Source organism: Thioclava indica, assembly GCF_000714545.1.
GTDB classification, from domain to species: domain Bacteria; phylum Pseudomonadota; class Alphaproteobacteria; order Rhodobacterales; family Rhodobacteraceae; genus Thioclava; species Thioclava indica.
The window spans coordinates 1-12,160 of the sequence record NZ_AUNB01000022.1; the positions used below are offsets into that span (position 1 = coordinate 1).

12 protein-coding genes are annotated in these 12,160 nt (G+C 60.9%); 9 read left to right on the top strand and 3 right to left on the bottom strand.

Features of this window, described 5'->3' with window-relative positions; translation table 11 throughout:
- From DT23_RS08255 to DT23_RS08280, 6 genes are all read left to right on the top strand, one after another.
- Positions 1–449, top strand: a 449-nt coding sequence (locus tag DT23_RS08255; protein WP_038130360.1) for a DUF3035 domain-containing protein, incomplete at its 5' end; no start/stop codon positions are given.
- Positions 450–581: 132 nt separating this feature from the next.
- Positions 582–1,931, top strand: a complete 1,350-nt coding sequence (locus DT23_RS08260) for a M16 family metallopeptidase (RefSeq protein WP_051697144.1) — start codon at positions 582–584, stop codon at positions 1,929–1,931.
- A complete protein-coding gene (locus DT23_RS08265; RefSeq protein ID WP_038130363.1) occupies positions 1,928–3,253 on the top strand; it encodes a M16 family metallopeptidase in 1,326 nt (441 codons plus the stop codon). Before DT23_RS08260 ends, DT23_RS08265 begins: the two co-directional genes overlap by 4 nt.
- A 65-nt stretch (positions 3,254–3,318) precedes the next feature.
- A complete protein-coding gene (mutL, locus tag DT23_RS08270; RefSeq protein WP_038130364.1) occupies positions 3,319–5,172 on the top strand; it encodes a DNA mismatch repair endonuclease MutL in 1,854 nt (617 codons plus the stop codon).
- Positions 5,169–6,617 (top strand): DNA recombination protein RmuC, encoded by a 1,449-nt coding sequence (locus DT23_RS08275; RefSeq protein ID WP_051697145.1) that lies wholly within the window; start codon positions 5,169–5,171, stop codon positions 6,615–6,617. The genes mutL and DT23_RS08275 overlap by 4 nt, the downstream gene beginning before the upstream one ends.
- Before the next feature lie 58 nt (positions 6,618–6,675).
- The gene (locus DT23_RS08280) at positions 6,676–7,020 is read left to right on the top strand and encodes a DUF3775 domain-containing protein (RefSeq protein ID WP_038130366.1); all 345 of its coding nucleotides are present in this window, start codon (positions 6,676–6,678) and stop codon (positions 7,018–7,020) included.
- A 92-nt stretch (positions 7,021–7,112) separates the two neighbouring features.
- On the opposite strand, the gene DT23_RS08285 is transcribed toward DT23_RS08280, so the two are convergent.
- Positions 7,113–7,799 carry a response regulator transcription factor gene (locus DT23_RS08285; RefSeq protein ID WP_038130434.1) on the bottom strand — a complete coding sequence of 229 codons (687 nt, stop codon included), beginning with the start codon at positions 7,797–7,799 and terminating at the stop codon, positions 7,113–7,115.
- A 142-nt stretch (positions 7,800–7,941) separates the two neighbouring features.
- Between DT23_RS08285 and ribA the strand changes: the two genes are divergently transcribed.
- Positions 7,942–9,021: a GTP cyclohydrolase II gene (gene ribA, locus DT23_RS08290; RefSeq protein WP_038130368.1), complete on the top strand. Its 1,080-nt coding sequence runs from the start codon at positions 7,942–7,944 to the stop codon at positions 9,019–9,021.
- Positions 9,021–9,572, top strand: coding sequence for a L,D-transpeptidase family protein (locus DT23_RS08295; protein WP_038130369.1), 552 nt, complete (start codon positions 9,021–9,023; stop codon positions 9,570–9,572). Before ribA ends, DT23_RS08295 begins: the two co-directional genes overlap by 1 nt.
- Here the strand turns inward: DT23_RS08295 and DT23_RS08300 are convergent.
- Together DT23_RS08300 and DT23_RS18530 are read right to left on the bottom strand one after the other, a co-directional pair.
- Positions 9,569–10,222 (bottom strand): YggS family pyridoxal phosphate-dependent enzyme, encoded by a 654-nt coding sequence (locus tag DT23_RS08300; RefSeq protein WP_038130371.1) that lies wholly within the window; start codon positions 10,220–10,222, stop codon positions 9,569–9,571. The genes DT23_RS08295 and DT23_RS08300 overlap by 4 nt on opposite strands.
- A 98-nt stretch (positions 10,223–10,320) precedes the next feature.
- Positions 10,321–11,283, bottom strand: coding sequence for a porin (locus tag DT23_RS18530; RefSeq protein ID WP_051697146.1), 963 nt, complete (start codon positions 11,281–11,283; stop codon positions 10,321–10,323).
- A 286-nt stretch (positions 11,284–11,569) separates the two neighbouring features.
- On the opposite strand from DT23_RS18530, the gene DT23_RS08310 reads away from it, so the two are divergent.
- A complete protein-coding gene (locus tag DT23_RS08310; protein WP_051697147.1) occupies positions 11,570–12,070 on the top strand; it encodes a DUF3576 domain-containing protein in 501 nt (166 codons plus the stop codon).
- Positions 12,071–12,160 lie beyond the last annotated feature (90 nt).

Consider the following 12,160-nt stretch of genomic DNA (forward strand, 5'->3'; position numbering starts at 1 on the left):
CAAGCCAAGGGCCGGATGAATTTGGCGTTTTGCCCAACAAGCCGCTGCAAATGCCCGAAAATCTTAGCCAGCTTCCGACCCCGACACCCGGCGGCAAGAATCTGACCGATCCGACCCCCGAGGCTGATGCCGTCGCCGCCCTTGGTGGCAATCGGAACAGGCTTGATTTGACGGGCACGGTGCCCGGCTCTGATCGCGCGCTGGTTTCGGCGGTCTCACGCTATGGCGCGCAGGCTGGCATTCGCAAGACGCTTGCCAGCGAAGATCTGGAGTATCGTAAGAAGCATGACGGTCGTTTGCTAGAGCGCCTGTTCAGTATTTCGGTCTATTACAAAGCCTATAAACCGATGGAACTGAACCAGACCGCAGAGCTTGAACGCTGGCGTCGCGCCGGGGCCCAGACCCCCGCAGCGCCGCCCTCGGGCGAGGCGCAGGAAAACAGCAAGTAATCCTGCGACGAAAGATCGGTGATCACGTCACCGTCAGCCCCTTTCATCGACGCGCATGTAAGCCTATCTTGTCACCAACTGTATTTGGTAAGGAGTTGGGCATTGCGCGCATTACTGGTCGCCCTGCTGTTCATGGCAGGACTGAGCCCGGCAATCGCCGGAAATGTCTCAACATTCGAGTTACCCAATGGCCTGAAGGCGGTCGTGATCGAGGATCATCGTGCCCCGGTCGTGGTGCATATGGTTTGGTACAAGGTCGGATCGGCTGACGAGCAGCGCGGTAAATCCGGCATCGCACATTACCTTGAACACCTTATGTTCAAGGGCACCGACACGATGGCGCCCGGCGAATTGTCAAAAACCGTCGCGGCGAATGGTGGCTCGGATAATGCCTTTACCAGCTATGACTACACCGCCTATTTCCAGCGCATCGCCGCAGATCGTCTGCCCTTGGTGATGAAGATGGAAGCGGACCGGATGCGCAACCTGCGGATCTCGCCCGATGACGCGAAAACCGAATTGCAGGTGATTCTCGAAGAACGCTCGCAGCGCACCGATTCCAACGCCAATGCGCTGTTTTCCGAACAGGAACGCGCCGCGCAATTCCTGAACTCGCCTTATGGAACGCCGGTGATTGGCTGGCGCAAAGAGATGGAAGGTCTGACGCGGCAGAACGCGCTGGATTGGTATCACGAGTTCTACGCCCCTAATAACGCGATCCTCGTGGTGGCTGGGGATGTGACACCTGACGAGGTCAAAACGCTGGCCGAGAAATATTACGGCCCGCTTAAGCCCACCGAAGACCTCAAACCTCGCGCCCGCCCGCAAGAGCCTCCGCAACGCGCTGCGCGCCATCTGACGTTCAAGGATGACCGGATCGCGCAGCCCTATCTGATGCGCTCGTATCTGGCCCCCGAACGCAATCCCGGCGATCAGAAAACGGCTGCTGCGCTGACCGTTCTGTCCGAGATTTTAGGCGGCAATCAGGCGACCTCGGTTTTGGGTCGCAAACTGATTTATGGCGATGGTACGGCGATCTATGCGTCCAGCTATTACGACGGAATGTCGATTGATCCGACGACGTTTAATATTTCTGTCATGCCCGCCAAAGACGTCACCCTGCCCGAGGCGGAAAAGGCACTGGACAACGCGCTGGCGCAATTCCTGAAAGACGGGATCGACCCTGATCAATTCGCCCGCATCAAAACGCAGGTCAAAGCCTCCGAGATTTATTCGCGCGACAATACCCAAGGTCTGGCGCGCCGTTATGGCGAGGCATTGGCATCGGGATTCAGCGTTCAGGATGTGGAAAACTGGCCCGATGTACTGACCTCGGTCACGGAGGCCGATGTCATGGCCGCCGCCAAAACCCTGTTCCAGGCGCGTGAATCGGTAACCGGCTACGCCGAGCCTGTCAGCGCCACCCCGACGCAAGCCTCGGCCCCGATTGCGCCGCCCGTCACGCAGGAGGTCACGCAATGATCCGCGCCGTTTTTACGCTTCCCGCACGGCTTGTGCTGGCGGGGCTGTTCGCCCTGATCCTCGCGCTGCCCGCGCGCGCGATCGAGATCCAGCAGGTCACCTCGCCCGGCGGGATCAAGGCTTGGCTGGTGGAAAACCACGACATTCCCTTCACTGCGCTCGATATCGCGTTCAAGGGCGGCGCCAGCCTTGACGCGCCGGACAAACGCGGCGCGATCAACCTGATGACCGCCACGCTTGAGGAAGGCGCGGGCCAAATGGACAGCCAGCAATTTGCCGAGGCGCAAGAGGCGCTGGCCGCCCAGTTTGGTTTCGATGTGGGCGACGATTCGCTGGATATCTCGGCGCGGATGCTGACCGAGAACCGTGATAAATCCGTCGACCTGCTGCGCTCCGCCTTGATCAATCCGCGCTTTGAGCAAACCGCGATTGATCGCGTGCGCGCGCAGGTATTGGCGATCATCGCCTCGGATCAGACCGATCCCAACGCAATCGCCGCCAAGACGATGCGCAAACTTGCCTTTGGCGATCACCCCTATGGCAGCTCGCTTAACGGCACGGTCGAGAGCGTTAAGGCGCTGACGCAGGAAGATATGTTTGACGCCAAAGACCGAGTGATGAGCCGCGATCACATGGTGGTTTCGGTGGTGGGCGATATCACCCCGGCCGAACTGGGCCCGATGCTGGATCATCTGCTGGGCGACTTGCCCGCCAAAGGTGCGCCGATGCCTGCTACGATCACGCCCGATCTGACAGGCGGAGTCACCACGGTCGATTTCGACAGCCCGCAATCGGTGGTGATCTTTGCGCAAAAGGGTATCGGGATGAGCGACCCTGATTTCTTTGCTGCCTATGTGCTGAACCAAATCCTTGGCGCGGGCGGGTTTTCCTCGCGGCTGATGGATGAGGTGCGCGAAAAACGCGGGCTGACCTATGGCATCGCCTCCTATCTGGTGGACAAGGATCTGGCCAAGACATGGCAGGGCAGCTTTGCCTCGGCCAACGGGAAGGTCGCGCAGGCGATTTCCGTGGTCAAAGAGCAATGGGCCAAAGCCGCGACCGGCAAGGTCACCGATAAAGAGCTGCAAGACGCCAAGACCTATCTGACCGGCGCCTATCCGCTGCGCTTTGATGGCAATGGCACGATTGCTGGGATCATGACGGGGATGCAGCTGAACGGGATGCCGATCAGCTATATCGACACACGCAACGACAAGGTGAACGCGGTGACCAAGGCCGACATCGCCCGCGTCGCCAAACGCATCCTTGACCCGTCTGCGCTGCGCTTCGTTGTGGTCGGTCGCCCCAGCGGGCTGAACTGAATTCGCTGGGGATAAGGCGCGCGAATCTGTTGGGTTGAGCCGCGCGCCATGCTATCTCTGGTGGTATGAACCAGCATAACCGCAATATAGGCGCGGCTGAGCGCCCCGTTATTCGCCAGCTTGATGACGCTGCCGCCAACCGCATTGCGGCGGGCGAGGTGGTCGAACGCCCCGCCAGCGCCGTCAAGGAACTGGTCGAGAACGCGCTGGATGCCGGAGCCTCGCGCATCGACGTCACCTATTGCGATGGTGGCAAAACGCTGATCCGCGTGTGCGACGATGGCTGCGGGATGACGGGCGATGATCTGCCTCTTGCGCTGTCACGCCACGCCACGTCGAAGATCGACGGCTCGGATCTGCTGAATATCCACACGTTCGGATTTCGCGGTGAGGCATTGCCCTCGCTTGGGGCAGTCGGACGGCTGACGATCACCTCGCGCCCAGACGGGTTTGACGCAGCACAAATCACCGTCACGGGCGGGGCCATCGGCCAAGTGAAACCCGCAGCACTTAATCAAGGCACGGTCGTTGAATTGCGCGATCTGTTCTACGCCACCCCCGCGCGGCTCAAATTCATGCGCACCGACCGCGCCGAGGCGCAGGCGATCTCGGATGTGATGAAGCGGTTGGCGATGGCCGAGCCCTATGTCAGCTTTACCCTCACCGATATTTCGGGCGATAAATCGCGTGAGATTTTCCGCGTTGATGGCGAGCAGGGAGAGCTGTTCGACGCGCTCGCAGCCCGCCTGTCGCGGGTGATCGGACGGTCGTTTTCCGACAATTCCGTGCGGATTGATGCCGAGCGCGAAGGCGTGCAGCTAACCGGCTATGCTGCGCTGCCAACCTATTCGCGCGGCGCGGCGGTGGAACAGTTCCTGTTCGTCAATGGCCGCCCGGTACGCGACAAACAACTGACCGGTGCCCTGCGCGCCGCCTATATGGATTTCCTCTCGCGCGAGCGTCACCCAGCCGCCTGCCTGTTCCTGACCTGCGATCCCGAGTGGGTCGATGTGAACGTGCACCCCGCCAAGGCCGAGGTGCGTTTCCGCGAGGCAGGCACCGTGCGCGGGCTGATCGTGACGGGGCTGCGCCACGCGCTTGCGCAGGCGGGCCATCGCGCGTCCTCAACCGTGGCCGATGCGACGCTGGGGGCGATGCGCCCCGAACCTGCCGCAGGTCAGCCGCCACGCATCTATCAGATGGATCGCCCAAGCCTGGGTGCCGCGCGCGCGTCCTATGACTGGCAGGCCCCCGCCTTTGCCGAAAGCGCCCCCGCGTTCGACTATGCGCCCTCTGCACGTGCCGAGGCCCCCGCCCCGCCAGAACCCGCGCTGACCGAGAAACCGCTCGGGGCCGCGCGCGCGCAGGTGCATGAAAACTACATCATCGCGCAGACCGAAACCGGCATCGTGATTGTCGATCAGCACGCCGCGCACGAACGCTTGGTCTATGAAAAGCTGAAACATCAGATGGCCGAAAACGGCGTGCCCGCACAGGCGCTGTTGATCCCCGAAATCGTTGAACTCTCGACCGGTGATGCCGCGCTATTGCTGGAACATGCCGACACGCTGACCCGGTTGGGCCTGGGCATCGAACCGTTCGGCGGCGCGGCAATTGCGGTGCGCGAAACCCCCGCTGTGCTGGGGGAAATCAACGCCGAGGCGCTGCTGCGCGATGTGCTGGATGAGCTGTCCGATCTTGGCGATAGCCAACTCGTGCAGGCGCGCATCGAGGCCGTTCTCTCGCGCATGGCCTGCCACGGTTCGATCCGCTCAGGCCGCCAGATGCGCGCAGATGAGATGAACGCGCTGCTGCGCCAGATGGAGGCCACGCCTCATTCCGGCCAATGCAACCACGGCCGCCCCACCTATGTAGAGCTGAAACTCAGCGACATCGAAAGACTGTTTGGCCGCACATGATCCAGATCGGAAATATCACGCTGGATCTGAACGATCCGCTTGTGCAAGGCCTGCTTGGGGCGGGCGCGCTGGTCTTGGTGCTGGCGTTTCTGTGGTTTTCCACGCGTCGCAATCTGGCCGAGGCAAACGCCGATCTGGCCGATGCGCTGCCCTATCGCGATGAGGCGCAAAACCTGCGTGAAGCGCTCGCCGCTTCCGAGGCCGCCGCCGAACGTCTGCATGAAGTCGAAACCGAACTGAACCGCACGCGGGACCAGCTAAACGCCGAATACCGCGCGCGCATCGCCAAATCCGAGGCCTATGACAGCCTGCAACGCGAACATCAGGCGCGGCTGGATGAATTACGCGGCATGAAAAAGGAAATCGAGGATCGGTTTTCGACCGTTGCCTCGGGCGTGTTGCAAAAGAACTCCGAGACGTTCCTGAGCCTCGTGAGCGAACGTTTCAAAGCGCATGAAAAGACCGCCCAAGACGAGTTGGACCGCCGCCGCGACGCCATCGAACATCTGGTCAAACCGCTGAACCTGCGCCTCAACGAGTTCGGCGAGCAGATCCAGTCGATCGAGAAAGCCCGCAACGAGGCTTACGGCGCGATCCACCAACAGGTGCGCGCGCTGGCCGAGGGGCAATCCTCGTTAGGCCAAGAAACCCGCAAACTGGTGCAGGCCCTGCGCGCGCCCAAAACGCGGGGCCGTTGGGGTGAGATGCAATTGCGTCAGGTTTTTGAAATGGCCGGCATGAGCGAAAATGTCGATTTTCATCTTGAGCATCACATGAATACCGACGAGGGCGCGCGCCGCCCTGATGCCATCGTGCATATTCCCGGCGGCAAAAGCATCGTCGTCGATGCGAAAACCCCGCTCGAGGCCTATCTCGACGCGCTGGAAGCCGCGACGCCAGAACTTCAGAACGCAGCACTCAACCGCCACGCCCAGCAGGTGCGCCAGCATGTGAAAATGCTCGCCTCCAAGGCCTATCAACAACAGATCGCCGAGACCCCGGATTTCGTCGTGATGTTCATCCCCGGCGAAACCTTTGTCGCCGCCGCCGCCGAGGCCGATCCGGGGCTGATCGAATATGCGTTCCAAAACAAGGTGTTGATCGCCAGCCCGACCACGCTGATGGCGCTGGTCAAGGCGATTGCCTATGGCTGGCAGCAAGAAAAAATGGCGAAAAACGCGGTCGAGGTGCAAAAGACAGCGCAGGATCTGTATGAGCGGATCAAGACTTTTGGCGGCCATATTGACTCTGTCGGGCGCGCGCTGACCCGCTCGGTGGATAGCTACAACAAGGCGGTCGGCTCGCTGGAAAGCCGCGTTCTGCCCTCGGCGCGCAAATTCGAGGCGATGGGCGTGGTGGCCGATGAGGGCCAGTTGGACACGCCCGCGCTGGTCGACAGCCAGCCCCGCCCCCTCTCTGCGCCCGCCTTCACACAGGAAGACTAAGCTTTGCCGCTTGCGAAATTCGCGCGGCGGGGCGAAAATACCCCAAATCGGAGGGACCATGCTCAACATCAGCACGGCAAAAATCGCGACTGTCATCCTGCGCGCGCGCAAATACGATGCGGATGTGCCCAGTTCGGGCCATGCCCGCGAGCTGCGTGCGTTCATCGCGGCGCTTAACGAGGACGAGCAAGCTGCCCTCACGGCGGTGATGTGGATCGGGCGCGAGACGTTTGACGCATCGGAACTCGACGAGGCGGTCAACACCGCCAAGGCCGAAGCCACCGTTCCCACCGAAGATTACCTGCTCGGGATCCCGATGCTGGCCGATTACCTTGAAGACGGTCTCAGCGCTTTGGGTGTCAGCCTCGAAGAGGCTCAGGAAGACATCGACCCCTCGGTCTGACTCCCCAGACGAATACCCGGAACGAAAAAAGCGGCCCCCGAAGGGACCGCTCAGGTTACGTGTCACACTGGGAGTGTTCGACGAATCTCGCTTTAGCCAACCAGGCGATAGCCACCTGATTCCGTCACCAGCAGGCGCGCATTCGAGGGATCGGGCTCGATCTTTTGACGCAGGCGGTAGATGTGGGTTTCCAGCGTGTGTGTCGTGACCCCCGCGTTATAGCCCCAGACTTCATGCAGCAGCACATCGCGCGGCACGACGCCATCGGTGGCGCGATAGAGGAACTTGAGGATATTCGTCTCTTTCTCGGTCAGACGGACCTTTTTATCCTTGTCGTCCACCAACATCTTCATAGCCGGTTTGAACGTATACGGACCAAGCTGGAAGACGGCATCTTCTGATTGTTCATGCGTGCGCAGCTGGGCGCGCAACCGGGCCAGCAGCACCGGGAATTTGAACGGTTTGGTGATATAATCATTGGCACCGGAATCGAGCCCAAGGATGGTATCGGCATCCGTATCGTGGCCCGTCAGCATCAAGATCGGGCATTTCACCCCATGCTTGCGAAGCTTCTTGCACAGTTCGCGACCGTCCGTATCGGGCAGCCCTACATCGAGCACAACCAGATCATACAGCGCCGATTTCGCCTTATCGACGGCATCGTGACCATTCTCGGCCTCAAAAACCTCAAAGTCATCGGTCGCGACCAATTGCTCGGCCAAAGCCTCACGCAGGTCGGTATCATCATCGACCAATAGAATTTTCTTTAACGATGCCATCTTCTTTGCCTCCGATTGCATTTGAGACATAGCTGTTACCCTCTCACGCATATGGCAAGGGTGGTGAAACCTATCTCACGCGCTCGTGTCGAATCGCGCTTGGTTATTTCAATTTGTTACAGTCAGGGCTATCTGAAGGACGATGAAACCAGAATTTACCCTTGGCCCCAGCCCGACCGAACGGCTCAACCGCGCCCGCGCCGATTTGCGCATGGGGGTGCCTGTTGTGCTGGACGGTTACGGGCTTGCGGTGGCAATCGAATCCCTCAGCCCTGAACGGCTGGCTGCGTTGGGCGCGCTCGGCCCGCTCACGCTGGTGCTGACAGCGCGGCGGGCGCAGACGCTTAAGGCGCGTGTCTATGACGAGGATATCGCGCGCATCGCGGTGCCCAAGGATGCGGATCTGGGCTGGCTGCGCGCGCTTGCCGACCCGGCGGATGATTTGCGCGTGCCGATGAAAGGGCCGCTGCAAGCCGAACGCGGGGGCGATCCCGGTTTTGCACGCGCCGCGATCCGGCTTGCGAAATCGGCGCAGCTTTTGCCCGCCGCCTTGATCGTCGCCTTGCCGCACAGCGCACCGCCAGACCTCACGACGATCACCGTGCAGGACGCGCTGCAAGCCGCCGACATTCCGCAAGCCTTCGGCCCCGTCTCTGCCGCGCGTGTGCCGCTGCGCGCCGCCGAGGCAGGCCGCTTGCATATCTTCCGCCCCGATGATGGCAGCGAAGAACATTACGCCATCGAGATCGGCCAACCTGACCGCAGCAAACCGGTGCTGGCGCGGCTCCATTCCGCCTGTTTCACCGGCGATGTGCTAGGCTCGCTGAAATGCGATTGCGGACCGCAGCTTGACGCGGCCTTGACCCGGATGGGGCATGAGGGCGCGGGCGTATTGCTGTATCTCAACCAAGAGGGGCGCGGCATCGGGCTGGCCAACAAGATGCGCGCCTATTCCTTGCAAGATCAGGGCTTCGACACGGTCGAGGCCAATCATCGCCTCGGCTTCGAAGATGACGAGCGCGATTTCCGCATCGGCGCGGCGCTGCTGAAAAAGCTCGGCTTCGGCGCGGTGCGGCTGCTGACCAACAACCCCGCCAAGGTGGCGATGTTGCAAGCCAATGGCATCGACGTGACCGAGCGCGTGCCGCTCAAGGTCGGGATGAGCCGTCACAACGCGGGCTACCTTGCGACCAAGGCGGCGAAATCGGGCCATATCCTGTGATGCGGCTAACGCCCTCGGGGCTGCTGTTTCGCGGCCGCCGCTTTCCGGTGCAAATCGGGCGCGGCGGGATCACGGCAGACAAACACGAGGGCGATGGCGCCACGCCCACCGGCACCCTGCATATCCTGCGCATGCTTTACCGCCCCGATCGCCTACCCGCGCCGCAAGACTGGGCCGAACCCATCGGGCCGCGCGATCTGTGGTGCGACGCGCCGGAACATCCCGCTTATAACCACGATGTGCGCGCGCCCTTCCCCGCCAGCCACGAGACCCTGCGCCGCGCCGATCCGCTTTATGACATCGTGCTGATCACCGACTGGAACTACCCAGATGCGCAACCCGGAAAAGGTTCGGCGATCTTCCTGCATCAGCGCCGCCGCGCGGGGTATCCCACGGCGGGTTGCCTTGCCTTTCGGCGCGATCACCTGATCTGGATCGCACAGCGCATCACGCCCGGCGAGGCGCTCGATATTCCCATTCATCTAGCCAAAAATACTCCGGGGTCCGGGGCAGCGCCCCGGTCCGCCCTGACCGTGCGCGATAAAGCCTAGGAATAGTCCCGCGCGCCGAAAATGGCTGACCCGACCCGCACATGGGTCGCCCCCGCCGCAATCGCGGCTTCGAAATCAGAACTCATGCCCATCGAAAGCTGATCCAGCCCGTTGCGCGCGGCCATCTTGGCCAGCATCGCGAAATGCGGGGCGGGGTCTTCGCCCTCGGGGGGGATGCACATCAGCCCCTTCACCGGCAGATCCAGCCTCTGCGCATCCGTGACGAATCGATCCAGATCATCGGGCAGCACGCCTGCCTTTTGCGGCTCGCATCCCGTATTGACCTGCACGAACAGATCGGGCGAGGCCCCGCGCGTTTGCGCCAGCCCGGCAAGCTTTTTCGCCAGCGAGGGGCGGTCGAGCGTGTGGATTGCCTCGAACAGCTCTACGGCGAGTTTGGCTTTGTTGCTTTGCAGCGGGCCGATCATATGCACCGCGCAGCCGGGGAATTCAGCGCGCCACTCGGGCCACTTGCCCTGCGCTTCTTGCACATAGTTTTCGCCGAACAGGCGATGGCCCGCGCGTAGCACGGCCTCGACCCGATCATCGGGCTGCACTTTGGACACCGCGATCAGCTGCACCGATCCGGGCGCGCGTCCGGCGCGGGTTTCGGCGGTTGCGATGCGGTCTTTGATCTCGGCCAATGCCATTTTGCGCCTCCATATATTGCGCGCAGAAAACACGCTTGGCGCGCAAAAGAAAAGAGCGGGCACAAGGCCCGCTCTTTCATTCGTTCTATCCGTAAGGATTAGAATGCGAATTTCACACCGAAGTCAGCAACGGTTTCTGCGTCGTAACCGTCCCCAACGCTACCGTAGCCGCGCTGGATGCTGCCCTTCAGGACTGCGCCACCGAGGTCATAGTCAGCGCCGATACCGAAAGCGGTGTCGGTGTCGTTGTCATCGGCATCGTTATTGGCAACATAAGCGCGGAACGTGGTCGCACCCATCGTGTAGCTACCGTAGCCGGTGATGGTTTTGCCCATGTCGAGCCCGGTGCTGTTAACACCTTCGTCGGCGTAGTTCAGGCCAACTTTGATCGCGTCGTTGACTTGGTAAGCAGCACCGATGAAGGCGATGTCGTTGCCGTCGATGCCCGAACCGTTCCAGGTACCAGCCGCAGCAACGGTGAGCGGGCCCGAAGCATATGCGAGGTACAGCGACGATTCTGCTGCCACATTAGCAGGCAGCGACGAAGCGGTTTGATCGGGGTTGATGTACGACAGCATACCGCTGAAAGCACCCATCGAGTACGAAGCCGAAACGCCCATGCGGTTGCTTTCAAGAGCCGAGTAAGCGCCGGTGTTGTAGGCGTAGAAAGTGGAGCGGATGTCGCCGTAGGACGAGTCAAGCAGACCGAGTTCCGAATCATAAACCAGCGGAGCCGAGTCAAGCGCGGTGTTTGCGTTGCCAACTTCCATACGGAAACCATTATAGGTCGCATACATCAGCGCAGCATTGCCACGGCTATTCGCATAACCATTGTCGTATTGGGCGCGAATGCGGCCACCGAAGGTCACGCCGCCATCGGTTTCCGTCGAAGCGTCAAGGTTGACGCGCATACGGGTGCTAACGGTGGTTTCCGAATTACCAGTACCAGCTTCGCTGTTGTACTGCAGACCAAAGCGGCCGTAGCCCGAAAGCGTCACATCAGCGGAAGCAAAGCCAGCCGAAAGCACAAGAGCGGTTGTCGCGAAGAGAACCTTTTTCATCGTTTTCCCTCATCTTCATTTAATCTAAAGGTAACCCCCAACTCCGGGGAAGTCCGAACTGGGTATGACGTTGTTTTCCTCTCAAGCGCCCTTCATTGCAACTCAAAGCGCGGGCCGCGCCGCAAACCCCCGCAGGATGGTGCAGACTTGTCACAGTCCTTTTTGCGCCCTGCATGGCCGTGTTTGGCTGGAAAACAGATAAGCACCGGAAAAACCTTGTCGCTCTGGGGGGCATAGGCTAGAGACGAGACAACCATCTTTAGTGAGCCGACAGGGACAGCGCCTCATGATCAGCAGACGTCTTTTGCACATCACCGCAGCTCTGGGTCTTAGCCTGGCACTTACCGCCTGCGGGGGCACCTCTAGCGGCAAGCTCTTTTCGGCAAGCCCGGAAGACGCCGCGAAGGCGAAACTGCCGACGAACGAGGTCAATGCGCGCAAGCAGACCAAGATTTGGGATCTGTTTAGCAACAAAGGTGACCCCAACATCACTGTCGAGGTGAACAAATACCTTTGGCAGGCATCGCTGGACGTGCTGAACTTCCTGCCCGTCCAAGAGGTCGATCCTTTCTCGGGCGTGATCGTGACGGGTTATGGCACGCCTCCGGGTGGTGGTCGTGCGTATATGGCGACTGTTTATGTGACCGATCCGGCGCTGGATGCGCGGTCGTTGAAAGTGTCGCTGCGCTCGCGCAGTGGTCCGGTCTCAGCCGATACGCAGCGCGCGGTCGAAGACGCGATCCTGACCCGCGCCCGCCAACTGCGGATTCGTGATTCGAAGCTGTAAGCAGCCTGCTTTCAGACATCCGGTTTTCAGTATCCCCCGCCCGAGCCTGTCTCTGGCGGGGATATTTATGTCCAGATGACGGCTGTGGCT

Excerpts from the sequence above, each read along its gene's own strand:
- DT23_RS08295 (WP_038130369.1), top strand. The coding sequence starts at position 9,021 with ATGCGGCTAACGCCCTCGGGGCTGCTGTTTCGCGGCCGCCGCTTTCCG.
- DT23_RS08285 (WP_038130434.1), bottom strand. The coding sequence starts at position 7,799 with ATGGCATCGTTAAAGAAAATTCTATTGGTCGATGATGATACCGACCTG.
- DT23_RS08300 (WP_038130371.1), bottom strand. The coding sequence starts at position 10,222 with ATGGCATTGGCCGAGATCAAAGACCGCATCGCAACCGCCGAAACCCGC.
- DT23_RS08280 (WP_038130366.1), top strand. The coding sequence starts at position 6,676 with ATGCTCAACATCAGCACGGCAAAAATCGCGACTGTCATCCTGCGCGCG.
- DT23_RS18530 (WP_051697146.1), bottom strand. The coding sequence starts at position 11,283 with ATGAAAAAGGTTCTCTTCGCGACAACCGCTCTTGTGCTTTCGGCTGGC.
- DT23_RS08265 (WP_038130363.1), top strand. The coding sequence starts at position 1,928 with ATGATCCGCGCCGTTTTTACGCTTCCCGCACGGCTTGTGCTGGCGGGG.
- DT23_RS08260 (WP_051697144.1), top strand. The coding sequence starts at position 582 with ATGGCAGGACTGAGCCCGGCAATCGCCGGAAATGTCTCAACATTCGAG.
- ribA (WP_038130368.1), top strand. The coding sequence starts at position 7,942 with ATGAAACCAGAATTTACCCTTGGCCCCAGCCCGACCGAACGGCTCAAC.
- mutL (WP_038130364.1), top strand. The coding sequence starts at position 3,319 with ATGAACCAGCATAACCGCAATATAGGCGCGGCTGAGCGCCCCGTTATT.
- DT23_RS08310 (WP_051697147.1), top strand. The coding sequence starts at position 11,570 with ATGATCAGCAGACGTCTTTTGCACATCACCGCAGCTCTGGGTCTTAGC.
- DT23_RS08275 (WP_051697145.1), top strand. The coding sequence starts at position 5,169 with ATGATCCAGATCGGAAATATCACGCTGGATCTGAACGATCCGCTTGTG.